At 39.0% G+C, this 16,193-nt stretch carries 15 protein-coding genes; 4 read left to right on the forward strand and 11 right to left on the reverse strand.

Annotated elements, in window-relative coordinates:
- Positions 1-7: 7 nt before the first annotated feature.
- Genes BUB03_RS11330 through BUB03_RS11340 form a run of 3 tightly spaced genes read right to left on the reverse strand, consistent with a single transcriptional unit; the run spans position 8 to position 5,241 of the window.
- Positions 8-1,324: a lysine N(6)-hydroxylase/L-ornithine N(5)-oxygenase family protein gene (locus tag BUB03_RS11330; protein WP_083538906.1), complete on the reverse strand. Its 1,317-nt coding sequence runs from the start codon at positions 1,322-1,324 to the stop codon at positions 8-10.
- Positions 1,317-3,743 carry a GNAT family N-acetyltransferase gene (locus BUB03_RS11335; RefSeq protein ID WP_073063146.1) on the reverse strand — a complete coding sequence of 809 codons (2,427 nt, stop codon included), beginning with the start codon at positions 3,741-3,743 and terminating at the stop codon, positions 1,317-1,319. Before BUB03_RS11335 ends, BUB03_RS11330 begins: the two co-directional genes overlap by 8 nt.
- Positions 3,715-5,241: a pyridoxal phosphate-dependent decarboxylase family protein gene (locus BUB03_RS11340; RefSeq protein WP_073063164.1), complete on the reverse strand. Its 1,527-nt coding sequence runs from the start codon at positions 5,239-5,241 to the stop codon at positions 3,715-3,717. The genes BUB03_RS11335 and BUB03_RS11340 overlap by 29 nt, the downstream gene beginning before the upstream one ends.
- Before the next feature lie 217 nt (positions 5,242-5,458).
- Here BUB03_RS11340 and BUB03_RS11345 point away from each other — a divergent pair, with 217 nt between their 5' ends.
- On the forward strand, positions 5,459-6,556 hold the full coding sequence (locus tag BUB03_RS11345; protein WP_073063169.1) for a TauD/TfdA family dioxygenase: 1,098 nt from the start codon (positions 5,459-5,461) through the stop codon (positions 6,554-6,556).
- A 133-nt stretch (positions 6,557-6,689) separates the two neighbouring features.
- Here BUB03_RS11345 and BUB03_RS11350 read toward each other — a convergent pair whose 3' ends face one another.
- The 5 genes from BUB03_RS11350 to BUB03_RS11370 all read right to left on the reverse strand — a co-directional run bounded on the left by BUB03_RS11350 (position 6,690) and on the right by BUB03_RS11370 (position 10,976).
- Positions 6,690-7,211, reverse strand: a complete 522-nt coding sequence (locus tag BUB03_RS11350) for a GNAT family N-acetyltransferase (protein WP_073063172.1) — start codon at positions 7,209-7,211, stop codon at positions 6,690-6,692.
- Positions 7,212-7,355: 144 nt separating this feature from the next.
- The gene (locus tag BUB03_RS11355) at positions 7,356-7,937 is read right to left on the reverse strand and encodes a 5'-methylthioadenosine/S-adenosylhomocysteine nucleosidase family protein (protein ID WP_040995143.1); all 582 of its coding nucleotides are present in this window, start codon (positions 7,935-7,937) and stop codon (positions 7,356-7,358) included.
- 144 nt (positions 7,938-8,081) lie between these two features.
- Positions 8,082-8,780: a DsbA family oxidoreductase gene (locus BUB03_RS11360; RefSeq protein ID WP_073063174.1), complete on the reverse strand. Its 699-nt coding sequence runs from the start codon at positions 8,778-8,780 to the stop codon at positions 8,082-8,084.
- An 85-nt stretch (positions 8,781-8,865) separates the two neighbouring features.
- The gene (locus tag BUB03_RS11365; protein WP_073063176.1) at positions 8,866-10,038 is read right to left on the reverse strand and encodes an MFS transporter; all 1,173 of its coding nucleotides are present in this window, start codon (positions 10,036-10,038) and stop codon (positions 8,866-8,868) included.
- Positions 10,039-10,040: 2 nt separating this feature from the next.
- The gene (locus tag BUB03_RS11370) at positions 10,041-10,976 is read right to left on the reverse strand and encodes an alpha/beta hydrolase (RefSeq protein ID WP_040995147.1); all 936 of its coding nucleotides are present in this window, start codon (positions 10,974-10,976) and stop codon (positions 10,041-10,043) included.
- A 158-nt stretch (positions 10,977-11,134) separates the two neighbouring features.
- Here BUB03_RS11370 and BUB03_RS11375 point away from each other — a divergent pair, with 158 nt between their 5' ends.
- Positions 11,135-11,518: a winged helix-turn-helix transcriptional regulator gene (locus BUB03_RS11375; RefSeq protein ID WP_040995149.1), complete on the forward strand. Its 384-nt coding sequence runs from the start codon at positions 11,135-11,137 to the stop codon at positions 11,516-11,518.
- Here BUB03_RS11375 and BUB03_RS11380 read toward each other — a convergent pair.
- Positions 11,515-12,705: an MFS transporter gene (locus tag BUB03_RS11380; RefSeq protein WP_040995151.1), complete on the reverse strand. Its 1,191-nt coding sequence runs from the start codon at positions 12,703-12,705 to the stop codon at positions 11,515-11,517. The two genes, BUB03_RS11375 and BUB03_RS11380, sit on opposite strands and share 4 nt — an antisense overlap.
- A gap of 435 nt (positions 12,706-13,140) precedes the next feature.
- Between BUB03_RS11380 and BUB03_RS11385 the strand changes: the two genes are divergently transcribed.
- Positions 13,141-13,890, forward strand: coding sequence for an NUDIX hydrolase (locus BUB03_RS11385; protein ID WP_040995153.1), 750 nt, complete (start codon positions 13,141-13,143; stop codon positions 13,888-13,890).
- Between the two features lie 74 nt (positions 13,891-13,964).
- Positions 13,965-14,696: an MBL fold metallo-hydrolase gene (locus tag BUB03_RS11390; RefSeq protein ID WP_040995155.1), complete on the forward strand. Its 732-nt coding sequence runs from the start codon at positions 13,965-13,967 to the stop codon at positions 14,694-14,696.
- A 14-nt stretch (positions 14,697-14,710) separates the two neighbouring features.
- On the opposite strand, the gene BUB03_RS11395 is transcribed toward BUB03_RS11390, so the two are convergent.
- Entirely contained in the window at positions 14,711-15,052 is a 342-nt protein-coding gene (locus BUB03_RS11395) for a helix-turn-helix transcriptional regulator (RefSeq protein ID WP_052352594.1), read from the reverse strand.
- 482 nt (positions 15,053-15,534) lie between these two features.
- On the reverse strand, positions 15,535-16,161 hold the full coding sequence (locus BUB03_RS11400) for a chloramphenicol acetyltransferase (RefSeq protein WP_073063178.1): 627 nt from the start codon (positions 16,159-16,161) through the stop codon (positions 15,535-15,537).
- Positions 16,162-16,193 lie beyond the last annotated feature (32 nt).

Raw genomic sequence — 16,193 nt, forward strand, 5'->3', positions numbered from 1 at the left:
GTTCTAATTATATTTTAGCAGTGGGCATTACAGCATGTTTTTCTACGTCAAAATCCTGGAAAGCAATTTTCTTTTCGATCTTGTAATATTCTCTTCCCAAAATATCATTGATGATATAGGAATTACGGTAGGCTGCCATTCCAAGGTCGGTAGAAATGTAGCTGTGGGTGTGCACTTCTGCATGAAGAACATAAATTTCACTGCCGTTATGATCTATAGAATAATTCCTGTTTACGGCAAACAAACCGCCTGAATCTCTTTTAATTCTGTCCTGAATATTCTTCAGGAAAGCAGGCTCTTGGTAACGGTAACCTGTTCCTACCACCAGGTAATCCGCTTCCTGTTCGTATGGAACTTCCTGCTCAAGTTGGGTGAATTCAAGGATTAAGTAGTCTGGATTGCTGTTATCTACCCTATCCAATTGACTGTTTGGAATAATGGTCAGTTTAGGATCCGCGTTATCAATATTCAGGTCATAGATGAAATCATAAATCTGGTTGATCAGATCATAATTGATTCCTTTAAACTGTGCCTGCTGCTTGCTCAGAATTGTCTTTCTTGCCGACTCTGTTCTGCCGTAGAAATAATCTACATAATCAGGAGAAGTAAGCTCTAAGGTCAGCTTTGAATATTCCATCGGGAAAAACCGATCCGGACGTGAATACCAGCCTAACCGGGTATCTTCGTTACGACTCTGTAATAAATCATAGAAAACCTCCGCAGCACTCTGTCCTGAACCGATCACGGCAATTTTCTTACCCTGGACTAAAAGTTCTTCCTTGCGGTATAAATAAGAACTTGTATGAAGGATACGTGAATCTTCTTTCGGAATAAACGAAGGAATATGAGGCTGGGTCCCTGTTCCAAGGATCAGTCTTTCTGTTCTGAAAACTTCTGTTTCCTTGGTTTTGGTGTGAATGGTTGTAATCAAATACAATCCGTCTTCATACACAATATCAACAACCTGTGTGGAGAAACGGCATTGTGGTAATTGGCTCACGACCCATTGACAGTAACGGTTGTATTCTTTACGCGGAATGAAAAAATCTTCCCTGATAAAAAATTTGTACAGCCTGTTGGTTTCTTTCAGGTAGTTCAGAAGGCTTAGAGGATTTGTAGGATCTGCCATGGATACACAGTCGCACAAGAAAGGTGTCTGTAAGGTTACATGATCGATCATCAATCCCGGATGCCAGTCGAAGCCGTCTCTCTGGTCAAGGAAAAGTGTTTTTAATTCAGAAATCGGATTGGATAAAGCGGCAAGTCCCAGATTGAAAGGGCCAATACCTATTCCGATCACGTTATATATATTTTCGTTATTCATGTTCAGCAATTTTTACGGTGAATTCTACATTTTTGTTCTGAGGGAATTTTTCCCAGTACCATTCCCTGTAGCAAAAGTTCAGATTGGCTTTTTTATGGGGCATTTCAATGACTTTATCTACTTTGAAGCCTACATGGGCTTTATTCATCATGGAAGCCAGGGAATCTACAGAGCCTTCCCCTACCATTTTTCCCACTTCAGGCTGAGCAAATACATAATCTACCATAGACTGTGTGGAAGGAGAAACGAATTTCTTCTTAGGATCAGTCGGAGCAATGAACTGGTGTGTTCCGTAATCGGTGGGCAGTACATCATAGTAATCGCCCACAATATCCCTGCACGGCCAGTATACCTCAATATTGCATGTAGGTTCACCGTTACTCATCACGATATAGCTGTGCGCTTCGTCTCCCGGAAGCATCAGGCGGTAATAGGTTTCCAGCTCATCAATCGGCCAGTTCATCTGCCAGATTTTCACTGCATGTTCACGGTTAAACCATTCATGAAGCATTTCAAGGTCCTGATCAAGATCTATCGGTCTCATGGTGACTGTCACATCATCTTTCTGAAAATAACGGCTGAAAAACACTTCTTTTCCTTTCGGCTGGATCAGTTGATCCGAGAAATAATGATAATGAAGAAGGTTCGGGACTTTAGCATAGGAAATAGCTCCTGCACTGGTAATTCCATCAATTTCATTAGCTACCGCTTTAAAATTGGTTTTTGTTCCCCAATGGCGGTTTTCAAGCGCGTAACGGGTAAACTCGGAAGGCATTTCGTGGTGAATCTGTTCAAATTCATCGTATAAAATATTGATCAGGTCTCTTTCACTGGCCCATCCCGTTTTTCCTAAAGAGGCAATAAGTGCAGAAAGGTTACTTACCAGGACATGATAAGAGATAATGTCCAGAAGACGCTCATCCCTGATGAAAAGATCTTCGATTTCAGGATATTCTTTAGAAAGCTCACTGTATTGTTCTCTTGCGCTTTCTCTCAGTAAATAGCCCTGAGCGTCCCTTACAAAAAGAGTTTGTGGCAGCAATTGGTCATCCAGTTTGATCAGAAGATTTTGCTGATGTGCTTCCGGAGTCATCCCGTACTGACTGTATAAATGGTTCAGCGGAGTAATTAATAATCGAATATACTTTTCAAACCAGATTTTTACAGATTCCTCCGGACTTGTTCTCAATTTTTCTGAAACTTCCGTAAAGAATTGCTGGATGAAATTTTGTCCTTCTGAAGGCTCATCCTGACAAAGTCTTGCCAGTAAAATGATTTTATCTTCCGGTGAAAACGGATTTTCACGGACCAGAAGATTCAGGCTTTCAATATTTTTATCTTCATGGTAAACGCCTAATGTTACAGGCTCCAGAAGCAGTTTAAACTGACTAAAATCCTTTTCAAACGATGCGCCCGCATGCTTACGCCACAATGCTGATGCATACCCTCTGGCCAGATCTTTCTCGGTGTTGATTCTGATGGATCCCGTTAAAAGAACATTTAAAGAAAATTTAGGCATCCACGGAATATCCGGATTGTACATACTCCTGATGGAAGAGGTAGAATAAAATTCTTCGCCCAACGTTCCTATGTGGATCAATGTACGGTTACCGATCATTTCAGCACCTTCTTTGGCAGATAAAAGATAGCTGGCTTCCCAAGGATGGCACGGAAAGGTATAAAAATCTGAAATAGTTTCCCCTTCATTCAGGTATTTCTGTTCAATGTTTTCAGGTAATGAAACCATGCTTTTCAGAAATTCGTTATAAGATACATTTAGTACTGAATTTTCTTTTACACAGCTTTTGTGGACCAAAAAATATTCAAGTTGAACCCCTTTATTGAATTCAGGGCCGTATAGAAGCTGTTCTTCTCTGGAAAAGCCCATTCTTGCTTTTGTAAAAGGATGAAGATTATGTCCTACGGGAAGCTGCTGTTCAGATTCAAGGAAAGAATAGGTTAAGGTATTTTTATCTTTCAGACCTTCAGTCATGATCATTTGGAGATTGTGGAAACTGCTTTGAATTCTTTTGGTAAAAAGTTCCAGTCCCTGCCGGGTTGGTTTTTCAGAAAGTTCATGATAAACCAAATCGATAAGTTGATTCAGATCTGCTTCAGCAACCGTCTGGTTTTTATGATCAACGATCCATAAAGGCATTCCATAGTTATGAAAAGTACTTTCGGAGTGGTAAGAAACGGGAGCAAATAAAAACACATCGCTTTTCTTCAATTCAAACCTCATGTGCAGCGGATAGATACTGTTTTCCAGTGCCTGAGCCGTCAGTGTATCATATTTCGGAACTCCCTGATAGAATTTTCCGTTTCCAAGCTCGCGGAGCATTCCGTTCAGCAGGATTCTTACTGTAATTTCCTGTGCCTGTTCTGTAAACTTAGTTTGCTGTACTAAAGTCTTCTCCATGAGCTTTTATTTTGTTTAAAATTTGATGAACGTCTTCTGTTGTTGTAATCGGGTTAAGGAAAGTGAATTTCAGATAGAAATTTCCATCTACTTTTGTACTGGCTACCAGAACCTCTCCGCTGTAGAAAAGCTTCATTTTGATGTGTTGGTTCAAAGCATTCAGGTCTTTAATATCGGTTCTGATATAACGGAAAACCAGAACGCTTAAATCTGTATCGGAAAGGAGTTCAAAGTCAGCATTTTCTTTGATCATGGAAGCAACATCTTTCGTAAGATCGATTACGGTATCCGTATATTCGGAAAGCTGTTCCTTACCCATCATTCTTAGCGTAAACCACAGTTTCAAAGCATCAAACCTTCTGGTACTCTGGATAATGGATTTGTTGATCTGTGCAGGGATTTCTTCCTCATCCATTTCTGCAGGATTCAGATAGTCTGCATGGTGTTTCAGGATTCTTAATTCCCTTTTATCCTTTACAATAAATGCACTGCTGCTGATGGGCTGGAAGAATGATTTATGATAATCTATCGTCACAGAATCTGCTCTTTCAATACCATTCAGAAGATGACGGTATTTTTCGCTTAATAATAAAGCACATCCGTAAGCGGCATCTACATGCATCCAGATATTGTAATGTTCTGCTATATTGGCGATATCTTCCAGCGGATCTACGTTTCCGAAATCTGTAGTTCCTGCCGTGGCTACAATTCCGATAGGAATGTTTCCCAGCTGCTCTTCCCGCTTGATGTATTTTTTAAGTAAAGAAATATCCATACAGAATCTTTCATCCGTAGGAACTTTAACGATACTTTTCTCGCCCAGTCCCATGATTGAGGCATTTTTTAAGTTGCTGAAGTGAGATTTATCAGAAACAAAGATTCTGAAACGTCCCGCTTCCTTTGGAAGACCATCCAGCTTAATATTGTGATGGTATCTTTTTTGGGAAAAGCAGTCGCGCATCATCACAAGGCCCATCAGGTTACTTTGTGATCCTCCGGCTGTGAAAACACCGTCACTGGTTTCTGCACTGTATCCCAACTGTTCAGCCGTCCAGTCGATCAGTTTTCTTTCCATAAATGTTCCCCCGGCGCTCTGGTCGTAGGTATCCTGGGAGGAATTGATAGTGCTGACAAGGATTTCTCCGGCCAGTGCAGGGATTACGACAGGACAATTAAGGTGTGCCACATATTGTGGTAAGTGGAAAGCGGTGGCGTGCTTTACATATATAGTATCTACTTCCTGAAGAAGTTCGTGGTAAGAAGACAGTTTTTGATTAAGGTCTATCTTTTCTACCATGCCTTTCATTTCTTTGGCTTCTATTCCGCTGAAGGGTTTGGTATTTCTGTGAAGAAATGTTCCCACAAGGTCTAAAGTTTCTTTAACGGCGGAACGATAGTGATCATAATTATCAGAATGAAAAATATTTCCAAAATTCCCCGAAATGTGAGGTAAGGAAGCAGCCGGGATCTCTCCGGCCTGCATTTGAGTGTTATTCATATATAGTATTGTAAGGTGATTTTTAAAATCAATAAGTTGTGTGAAGGTATGTGACATATAAGTATATATACCTGACAGTCAAGTTTTTAATTTTTACATTTTATTTATTTTTTATTTGGTGGTTTGTAAATTATTCATAAATTTGAATTCGCAATTGTTATTTAGAATAATTAAAAACAAATATAGAAATTTAATTCACACACCAAATATTTTTTTAATGAATTCTCCAGAAATTTTAGATAACAACAGTATTACCACGGTAAAACTGCTTCCCGGAGTGATTGAAATCACCTCGCAGGAAAGAAGAATGATACAGGATGCAGCGGCGCATCTTCAGAGAAAATACGGCAGCTATGAAAACCGTGACTTTATTACCCATGTGCATCAACTGGCCTCCTATTTTTTACCGGAAAGACTTCTACATATAGCAGCTGATTTTGCCAGTGACTTTTCAAAAGACCAATATGGAGCCATTGCGTTCAGAGGACTGATGGATATAGATCAGGAAAGCATCGGAACTACGCCTCCCAACTGGCAGTCTGCAGATTACTCCAAATTCAATATCTATGGTTTTGCCTGCGCATTGCTTCATGGAGCGCTTCCATCGAAGCCGGTACAGTACTATTCCCAGCGTAAAGGCGGGGGATTGATGCACGCCATTATTCCTGACGAAAAAATGCGTGAGACACAGACAGGATCGGGATCATCAACGGATCTTTATGTCCATACAGAGGATGCTTTCCTGAAACATCAGGCTGACTTTTTGAGCTTTATGTACATCAGAAATGAAGAGCAGGTACCTTCTACCCTATATTCCATCCGATCCCATGAATCTATCGGAGAAAAATTCAGACCTCTTTTCGAAAGGATGTACAAGATCCCGAAAGATGCCAACCTTGAAACAGGAACCGATGAGGAAGAAGTGCTGGAAGCCATTCTGTATGGAAATTATGAACTGCCTTTTATGAGATTTGATGCCGCAGAGCAGTTGTTCAATCCAAGCATCAGGCAAAGTGACGAAGCCCATCATCATCTGAATGAATTCTGGGAAGAGGCAAGAGATCTGATTTATTCAGGGTTTACGCCACAGGCCGGGGATGTTATATTGGTTAATAACCATTTATGTGCTCACGGAAGATCGGCTTTCCGAGCAGGGATAAGGAATATTGACGGGATAGAATATCGCTGCGAAAGAAGAATTATGCTCCGTATGATGAGCAAAGTAAGTTTGATGGACATGAGAGCTCACACCCTTACTGAAGATCCGTTCTTTGTGATTGAAGAACATCTGGGCAAAAACTTTGAAAATATTTAGATTATTTCGATACTATTCAATTATAAAATCCTTTTAAGCCCCATGCTTAAAAGGATTTTTTATTAAATTGTTTTTTAACCATTATGGCTATCTTAAGAAATTAAGTTTAAAAATCTTCTGATTTAATTTTTAGTTACTTCAGGATTTTCTTCATCATCAGGTCGGTCTGTTCATCATCTCCCAACCTGAAGGTATGGTTTCCAAACACTTCAAAACCATTTTTCTCATAAAACCTAACAGCTCTTGAATTATTTTCCCATACGCCCAGCCAGATATAATTTTTATTAAGATTTTGAGCTGTTTCCAAAGCCTGATCATACAGCAGCTGCCCTACTTTCTGACCGTGGTGGCTTTTTTTGACATAAATTCTTTCTATTTCCAAAGCCGTTTCATCCTGAAGTTCTGTTTGTGCAGATCCGGAGTTTAATTTAAGATAGCCTACAGGGATATCTTCTTCCCATGCAATATAGAAATGGGAATCCGGATTATTCAATTCTGACTTTAGTTTTTCTGTACTGAAGCTTTTTTCGAGATAATTTTTCATAGCTTCCTCCGAATTGCTTTCGGAAAAAGTCTCGGAAAAGGTTTGTATTCCAATATTCTGAATGGTTTCAAGGTCGTTTATCCCTGCTTTCAAAACTGTTATTGATGACATAAATGCGTATTTATTATTTTAATTTATTAATCAGATCCTTTATTTGAGGTATGTTCAGTTCTGTTGTTGTTCCTGTTTTTTTAATGTTTTAAAGTTTTAAGACAGACAGTCTCAAATTCAAATAAAAAACAGAGTCTGAATGCGCTATGAAAACAATATCTTTTTAAACGCTTCGGAAGCCAGATGTACCTGCACTGACCAATCGTCCGCGGCATCACTTCCTGCATCATCTGAAATATATTTCAGGCATAAAAACGGAATATTTTCTTTTTGAGCTATAAGAGCCAGCGGATAAGCCTCCATATCTACAATGTTGTAATCCGTTTCGGAATGGTTCATTTCAAAACTGTCGCCACTGCCACATATTCCCTGTTCCAGGCCGTTCATTTCAAGTCCGTATTCCAGAACAGGAGGAATTCCGGATAAGGGAGTTTCATAAAGACTGAAACCCAATCCCCTTACATCCATATCGCGCTGGATAAACTTTGTGCAGCAGACCACTTCGCCTTTACTGAAGCTTTTACTTCCGGCAGATCCGAGATTAATGATCAGTTTTGGCTTTCTGGTATGAATTTCTTTTGTAAGCTCTATGGCTGCGTTTACTTTCCCGATTCCTGTTACCAGCTTATTTTTTCCTTCAAATGCTTTTCCTGCTTCTGAATCCAGAGCAAAGACAAATAAGGTTTCTGAAACGGGATATTCAGATTCAGCGTTTATTTTTATCATGGAATGCAATTATTTGAACAAAAATAAGCATTGAACAGATAAAACGGATGAACTTCTTTACTTTATTAAGATCTGGAATAAGAAAAAAACACCTCGGATGGAGGTGTTTATCAAAATTGTTATCAGAAAGCTGATTTTTATAATTTAAATACTGCAGTTATCCGTATCACATGAAGCGCCTCCCTGAGAAAGATCTTTAAACGGGCTTACTGTTTCTTTATAGGTCTGCTGTAAAGCATCTGCAAAAACCTCTGCCGGCTGTGCTCCGGATACCGCATATTTCCCGTTCAATACAAAGAAAGGAACGCTGGAAATGCCATTATTCTTCGCTTCCTGGATATCCTGATTGATTTCATAATCGAACTCGTCTGAAACTAAAGCCTGTTTTGCTTCATCCTTATCAATTCCTAAATGGCCAGCAAGAGAAATGAGTTCCTCAATATCCCCGACATTTTTTCCATCTGTAAAGTGAGCTTTAAAAAGAGCCTCTTCCATTTCATTGGCCTTGCCATATTTTTTAGCCAGATGAAGTAACTTATGGGCATTGAAAGTATTAATTATCAAAGCTTTTTCAAAGTCAAAATCAATTCCGGCACCCTTTCCCATCTGAGCCACCTGACCAATCATCTGGGCCGCCTGCTCTGCCGGAAATCCCTTCTTTTCTTTGAAATATTCAATTGTATTCTGAGGTTTTAAGGGGTCCAAAGTAGGATCTAACTGGAAACTCTTCCACTCTACTTCCACTTCATCTTTAAAAGGAAGCTGTTCAAGAGCCTGTTCAAAATTATTCTTTCCGATGTAGCAAAACGGACACATGACATCAGACCATATTTCTATTTTCATTCTTCTTTTTTTTAATTCTGGTGAAATTATTTAAAGATCAAAGGTACTGCATTTTATTATTGTAACAAAATTTGTTACAGTATAATTAAGAACACGGAAGAATGATTTTTTCCTTTTCAGCTTTTTTCTCTAAAATACTTCTCAGGATGATCATAAGAAAAGCAAGAATACCGAAAGCCAAACCTATCCACGGATTATATGCTGCTCCTTTGAAGACAATCATCCATCCTCCCAGAGTTGTACCCAAAGTCACGCCCAGGTTTCCGAAGGATGTTGCCAGACTATTGGCAAACTCCAGTGAATCAGGAACTGAAGAAATCATATAGGTAGATGCATTCTGGAAGCTGGGAGAATACAAAAATCCCCAAATAGCAATGCTGATGATATTCATAGTCATATTGTTCCCTGAAAAATACAGTAGAAAAGGCATCAGGACCGTACCGGAAAGAAACAAGGCGGTTGTTTTCGGAACACTCCAGCTCAGCATTTTTCCTGCAACCCAGTTTGAAAACACACCAATGATCCCGAACAGAAAAAGCATATAGCTTACCATTGTACTATCCATTCCCTTTGCTTTATTCAGATAATCTGCAAAATAGCTGTAAGTGGAAAACCATGCGGTAATCATGAAAAAATTCATCAAAGTACTGATAACAAAGGTAGGTTTGGTTAAAATTTTAAGCTGGCTTTTATAGGATTTCTTTTCTGTTACCGGCATTGCAGGAAGCAAAAAATAAATAATGCATAATGCCAGGGTACTTACTGCCGCCTGAACAATGAAAGATGATTCCCAGAACCAAACACTGGCCAGCCAGGTTGCAAACGGAACCGTAGTAACCATAGCCAGGGCAACCCCGATAAATACAATTCCCATTAATTGGTTAGCCTGTTTCTTTTCTGAACCGGATATTGCAACAGATAAGGCCGTTGCAATATACACAGGCTGTAAAAATGCCGGAAGTATCCGGACCAGCATCAGAAGCCAGAACGGCGGCGACATGGCAGAAATAACAGCTGTAAACAGAAAAATAGAAATAGCGGCCAGCATTACCTTTCTTCTGTCAAACCCGGACATTAAAAGAGTCATAAAAGGTCCTGTTACAGCAATAATCAGGGCAAAAGCGCTAAGAAGCCATCCTGCTTTATCTATTCCTATATGGTAATGTTCTGCAATCTGGGGCAGAATTCCTATCACTCCAAATTCAGTAGTAATTACTGCAATAAATCCCAGACAACCAATATATGCATACTTTTTCATCTTTATTTTGTAATAGTTTCAAGATGTTGATGGGCAAATTCCGCCATTTCATGCACAGCCTGATCTACCTCATTCAAAACTTCTCCCATATGCATAAAGCCATGAACCATATCTTTATAAAAAATCGTATGTACAGAAATCCCTGCTTCTTTCATATGTAATGCCAGTTCTTCTCCTTCATCCCTTAAAGGATCATGTTCTGCAATAAGAACCAGTGTAGGCGGTGTATTTCTGAAATCTTTTATCAGTATCGGAGCGGCTAAAGGATCGGGATTGTCTCTGCTTTCAGGATAATACCATTCCCAGGCCTGAATTCCGCCTTCTTTATTAAGAACAGGGCCTGTTTCATACGTTTCCCATGATTTTGTATTGAGCTGATGATCTGCGGCAGGATAAATCAGTACCTGAAATTTCAGCAGTTCTCCTATTTGGGTAGAAACACCTGTTGCAAGCGCACCTCCGGCACTGTCCCCGATAATACCGATCTGATGGGCATCAATTCCTAAAGATTCTGCGTTGTCGGCGATCCATTTTACAGAATCTATGCAGTCATTTAAACCTGCAGGAAAAGGATGCTCGGGAGCCAGGCGATAATCTACAAAGATTACCACTGAACCTGTTTTATTGGCCAGCTTCCGCACTACGGCATCGTGGGTTTCAAAACCGCCGGCAATAAACCAGCCTCCATGGATATAGATAATTGCGGATGAATTTTGAATATTCTTTCCGTTTGGGCGGTAAATCCGGACCGGAATCTGATGACTTTCCAGGGGAATATTCAGCTCTTCTATCATTCTAACAGGTTCTTTTTTTCTGCTAAGCTGAAGTGACATGGTTTCAAGGTATTTCCGGGTATCCTCTAACGGATTCTGGGCATTGAAGGAATGTATCTTTTCTAATTGATTTAAAATCTGATTAATGGGTTCTGTTAACTGCATTACTTTTATTTTTTACGTGAATGTTATTGAGGGAACGTTGAGCGCTCTTGTTCCGGAACTGCTGTTTTATTTTCAGCTTCTGAGTGCAAAATTAATTTTCAAACCTTACATTTGCACTGTATACAGCTAATTGTACGGTACTAACAAATTTGTAAGCTATGGGAAAAATAAAGGAAAATTCAACGAATAACATCAATAAAAAGTACATACAGGAATGTGATTTGTCTTATGCTGTCTGCAAAATCGGAGGCAGGTGGAAACTTCTGATTTTAAACAGGTTAAAAGAAAGAAAGCTGCGCTTCAGTGAAGTCCGCGACCGCATTTCCGGAATTACCGAAAGAATGCTCACCCTTCAGCTCAGGGAACTGGAAAAAGAAGGATTGGTAAAAAGAACAGTACATGCTGAAGTTCCGCCAAGAGTAGATTATGAGCTCACGGATATTGCCAGGGAACTGATCCCGATCTGGGAAGATCTGGAAAAATGGGGAACCAAGCACAGAAGCTTAGTTCAGAAAAATATAAAAGCACAGGCTGAAAATTAAGACTGGGAGGCGTTTACTTTATTGCTGAATACAACATGAGCTACAATGGCAAGCAGTCCGAAAGAGGCTCCTACAAAGCAAACTCCTCCCCACTGTGCATACTGCCAGGCAAGAGATGCCAGCCATGTTCCCAGTGATCCGCCAATGAAATAAGAAACCATGTAAACGGTATTCAAACGGTTCACTGCATTGGATTTAATTAAGAAATAATTGGTTTGGTTCATGATGTGGCTGGACTGCACTCCAAGGTCAACCAAAATAACTCCAATGATCAGTCCCCAGTAAGTTTCACCTGCAAAATAGGTAAAAGCCCAGCTTCCGACAACAATGCATAATGAGTACAATATTATCCTGTTGATATCCAGATACTTCTGAAGTTTTCCCACTTTAGCAGCAGCCAACGCTCCCACAGCTCCAGCCAGTCCGAAGCTTCCCACCACTGAAGAACCTGCATTAAAAGGTGGTTTCTCCATATGAAAGACCAGGGTTGTAAACAAAGCGCACATCGACCCAAAGGCCATCGCCCCACGGAAAGAAGCCAGCTGTAATATAGGCTGCGTTTTTGCCAGGTGGGCAACAGACTGCATTAATTCCTTATAAGTTCCCTTAAAATTAGGCTGCATTTCCGGAAGCATTTTGTACACAGCTATCCAAACAATAACCATCAGGCCTGCTGCAATACCAAACATAGATCTCCAGCCCCACACATCACCCACTATTCCACCTATAAATCTGGATAAAAGAATCCCTAATAATAATCCCGACATCACAGTTCCAATATTGGAAGATTTTTCCTTATCAGAGGACAGTTCAGCAGCAATAGGTATAAATAATTGAGGAATTACTGAAGTTACCCCGATCAGTAAACTCGCAGCATACAGCATCCATAATTGATTGGCAAAAGTCATCCATAATAATGAACCGAAAACCAAAAACAGATCGACCAGAATTAATTTCTTGCGGTAAAACTTATCTCCCAAAGGAACAATTAATAATAATCCTAAGGCATAGCCTATTTGTGTAAGCACAGAAATTTTACCAGCAGCGCTTTCGGAAATGTGAAGATCGTCAGAAATAAGGGCCAGTAAGGGTTGGTTATAATAATTATTGGCTACCACCAGGCCAGAAATAACGGCCATAAGCCAGATTACTGTTCTCGAAATACCGTTCATATTGCTCGTCTGCATAGTCAGATTAAAAGTTTAACTTCAAATGTAAAAATAGAATTAATGAATAAGATGTATCCTGAATTGGAAATTATGAATGATCTTATAAATAGGTTCTATCGCAATTCATTTTAAGAAATGCAAAGATAGGGAATTTAAAAAGAGGCCGCCTATTGCAGACGGCCTCTTTCAATCAACTATGGCATTTAATCTAAAAAAATAATAAATTAAGGTCAGGGATAGGGAATTTTTTTCGTCAGTAATGAGCTTACAGAAAGTAAGCCTTGTGTTATATGCTTACTTTAACGGAAAATAGTTGTTAATATTTTGCAATTATATTATTTTATTCGGATTATTTAAACAGTTTTATTCTAAACACCTTTATATAAAAGGATTTATAACAGGAATTCATTTTTTTTTAGCAAATTTGTAGAAAGACACATTCATACTTGTTCCATGGACTCTAAACAACAGCTTTTACAGCAGTCAATTGAGGCAAAAAAGACTTTTCTGCCCCATATTTCAGCTGACCCCGTTATTTTTGGATTTGAACATAATGAGCTTAAGGTTCTGCTTCTGAAAACCAATTACAGGAAGATATGGCTTCTTCCCGGCGGCTATGTAGGTAAAGACGAGGATCTGGATGATGCTGTCAAGAGAATCCTTAAGGAAAGATCAGGAATTACTGATATTTATCTTGAAGAATTTGGAGTATTCGGGAAGAAAAACAGAAGTGAATTTTACTTTGAGGATTTCGATGAAACACTTTTCCAGAAACAACGTTTTATTACTGTGGGATATTATGCATTATACAGCCCCTCCATGTTCCGCCTGATTCCGGATGAGTTCAGTGAGACCTGCGAGTGGGTTTTCGTAAGCAAACTGCCGGAGATAGAATTCGGGATGGATCATTATGAGATCATTCAAAAGGCTCTGCTTACCCTCAGAAAAGAAATTTCCACAAAGCCTATCGGAAAAAATCTGTTGCCGGAAAAGTTCACTCTTCCGGAACTTCAGAAGCTGTATGAAGCCGTTCTGGGCAAAGCGCTGAACCGTGGAAATTTTTACAGAAAAATAAAGAACCTGGGAATCCTTAAAAAGCTTGATGAGCAAAGACGTGGCGGCGCTCATAAAGCCCCTGACCTTTATTCTTTTGATGAAGAGAATTATGCCAAAGCTATGGAAAACGGACTGAACAGCTGGTAAATTATTGTTTTTTCCAATGCATTCTATTGAAAAAAAGGTTTTCGCGTTTTGGAAATATTAGGGAAATTTGCAGAATGAAAATTATTCCGCTTAAAGAAGGCAATTTTTCTGCCAGCAAAACGAAAGATTTTACCCTGCTCACGGACGAAAATTTTGATACGGTTAAAGGAATCAAAATGTCTGTACAGCCATTCCTGATCGTTACGGAACAAGACTATATTCTTATGGATGCCGGTATCGGATGGAAAAATACTGAAGGAAAAACCGTGATTTCTGAACTACTGGAAAAAGAAAATATCAACCCTGAGCAGATTACCAGACTTCTTCTCTCCCATCTTCACAAAGACCATATTGACGGCAGTATTCAGGAAACTGAAAACGGTTTTGTACCGGTATTTCCCAATGCAAAAATTTATATTCAAAAACGGGAACTGGATTTTGCAATGGAAAACAGAGGAAATCCTTCTTTTGATTTTAACACCTTGGAGAAACTGATCACTCTGCCGAATATTGTATGGATGGATGATGATCGGGGAAATATCAGTGAGGAGATCTCTTTTGAAGTTGTTGGCGGCCATACTCCTTTCATGCAGGTATTCTGGATCAGAGAAAACGGGGAAACTGTTTTTTACGGAGCAGATGATCTTCCGCAGGAATCTTACCTCAGATACCACCTGGCATATAAAAGTGATTTTGACGGAAGAAGAGCAATGGAATTAAGACTGAAATGGCAAAAAGAAGCCGCTGAGGAAAAATGGAAAATACTGCTTTATCATGATCTGGATAAAGCAGTGATCCAAATATAATCTGATACAAAAATTTAAAGGTCATTAAACCATTTGTAAATATCCAGGTCGGAAGGGATATTAAGTTTCTTCCGTATCCTGTTTTTCCTATTCTGAATGGCTTTTGGGGTCACGAAAGTATAGGTTGCGATTTCCTTGGTGGTAAAGTTGAGTTTAAGGTAAATGCAAAAAATCAGTTCAGAATTTTTGAGACCGGGATATACCTTAGCAATTTTATCAAAAAAATCAGGGTAAACTAATCTGAATTTATTCAGCAGGCGTGGCGAATTTTCTTTAGCCAATGCTATAATCTCATCCTGCATTACATTTTTTTGGTTTAAATCTTCTAAATTAGATTGTGGTTTTTCGTTTTTCATAATATTTTCTCATCTCTACTTATTTCTGGCGCTTGATAATAAAGTTTAGCCCCAGTACAAATTCTACTTCAATAGCTAAATGAATAGCTGTTCTATATGAAGGATTCAGGTCGCATGCATCAATTTATATTTTATCGGCGAATATATTTTAGGATTTTTAAAACTTAAAAATTTTCACCAGCTGGTATTCTTTCAATTTTTTTGAATCAAACAAAGAAAGAAAAAATGATTAAAATTTTACAGAATTAAAATACCACATATGTACCACGCCATCCTGTAAACAGTGTATCCGTATAATTTTATGATGATGCCCTGAAATTAATTATTTGTTATTTATTCTTAAGCAAATGTAGCAGATGTAGATTTCGCTTTTTATGATCTCGATCAATGTTTTTGAAGATTTTAGGTAGTATATTATTCCATACACAAAATTTTAGTGAATTTTTATTTCTTAGGTCTTAAGCATGGTCTATAATTCACTATTATTGATCAAGCTGCCTCTGAAATTCTTCCAGATATCTCGCAATATGAATTCCATCCGCCAGCCCGTGATGAGCTTCGACAGAAACAGGAAGAAACTTTTTACCGTCACGGATGCTGAATTTCCCGAATGTAATTTTCGGAACAGATTCGGAGTTATTATAGTTCGTAGGGTGAAGCAGTGCACTGAAAGAATTCCATGGAATGGTTGAATGCCGGATCAGATCTTTACCAAGCTCGCCATTATTCATCCTGATTCCTGATGTGCGCTGTACATCCTCTATTTCCTCCTGCATAATACTATTGAATGTATTAAAATCGCTTGAAAAAGGAATAAAAGCAAAACCAAAAGTCCCGTCTGCCCTTCCTATTGTAGTGCCAGCATGAATGGTATCATATAAAACCACCTGATTGTCCACAATACGCAGTTTCAGCTCGTCTACGGCATTTACAGCAACCATTGACCGGTGAAGATAGGTCGCGAAAAAAGAATGTCCGTTTTCCTTTGCATAGGCATAAGCTTTTGTACAGTCTACTTCAGTGGTAAAGCCAAAGTACGGGCTGTCCATTTTTGAGAAAAATTCAAAATGCTCTTTCCTGTTCCATTTTTCGACGTCTATGATCTTCATTGATTTTTATTTGCTGCAAATTTCCGGAAGTT

It is taken from the genome of Chryseobacterium oranimense, assembly GCF_900129755.1.
Lineage (GTDB): Bacteria > Bacteroidota > Bacteroidia > Flavobacteriales > Weeksellaceae > Chryseobacterium > Chryseobacterium oranimense.

Excerpts from the sequence above, each read along its gene's own strand:
- BUB03_RS11350 (WP_073063172.1), bottom strand. The coding sequence starts at position 7,211 with ATGTCATCAATAACAGTTTTGAAAGCAGGGATAAACGACCTTGAAACC.
- BUB03_RS11375 (WP_040995149.1), top strand. The coding sequence starts at position 11,135 with ATGGGAAAAATAAAGGAAAATTCAACGAATAACATCAATAAAAAGTAC.
- BUB03_RS11360 (WP_073063174.1), bottom strand. The coding sequence starts at position 8,780 with ATGAAAATAGAAATATGGTCTGATGTCATGTGTCCGTTTTGCTACATC.
- BUB03_RS11345 (WP_073063169.1), top strand. The coding sequence starts at position 5,459 with ATGAATTCTCCAGAAATTTTAGATAACAACAGTATTACCACGGTAAAA.
- BUB03_RS11335 (WP_073063146.1), bottom strand. The coding sequence starts at position 3,743 with ATGGAGAAGACTTTAGTACAGCAAACTAAGTTTACAGAACAGGCACAG.
- BUB03_RS11385 (WP_040995153.1), top strand. The coding sequence starts at position 13,141 with ATGGACTCTAAACAACAGCTTTTACAGCAGTCAATTGAGGCAAAAAAG.
- BUB03_RS11380 (WP_040995151.1), bottom strand. The coding sequence starts at position 12,705 with ATGCAGACGAGCAATATGAACGGTATTTCGAGAACAGTAATCTGGCTT.
- BUB03_RS11390 (WP_040995155.1), top strand. The coding sequence starts at position 13,965 with ATGAAAATTATTCCGCTTAAAGAAGGCAATTTTTCTGCCAGCAAAACG.
- BUB03_RS11400 (WP_073063178.1), bottom strand. The coding sequence starts at position 16,161 with ATGAAGATCATAGACGTCGAAAAATGGAACAGGAAAGAGCATTTTGAA.
- BUB03_RS11355 (WP_040995143.1), bottom strand. The coding sequence starts at position 7,937 with ATGATAAAAATAAACGCTGAATCTGAATATCCCGTTTCAGAAACCTTA.
- BUB03_RS11395 (WP_052352594.1), bottom strand. The coding sequence starts at position 15,052 with ATGAAAAACGAAAAACCACAATCTAATTTAGAAGATTTAAACCAAAAA.
- BUB03_RS11370 (WP_040995147.1), bottom strand. The coding sequence starts at position 10,976 with ATGCAGTTAACAGAACCCATTAATCAGATTTTAAATCAATTAGAAAAG.
- BUB03_RS11330 (WP_083538906.1), bottom strand. The coding sequence starts at position 1,324 with ATGAATAACGAAAATATATATAACGTGATCGGAATAGGTATTGGCCCT.
- BUB03_RS11365 (WP_073063176.1), bottom strand. The coding sequence starts at position 10,038 with ATGAAAAAGTATGCATATATTGGTTGTCTGGGATTTATTGCAGTAATT.
- BUB03_RS11340 (WP_073063164.1), bottom strand. The coding sequence starts at position 5,241 with ATGAATAACACTCAAATGCAGGCCGGAGAGATCCCGGCTGCTTCCTTA.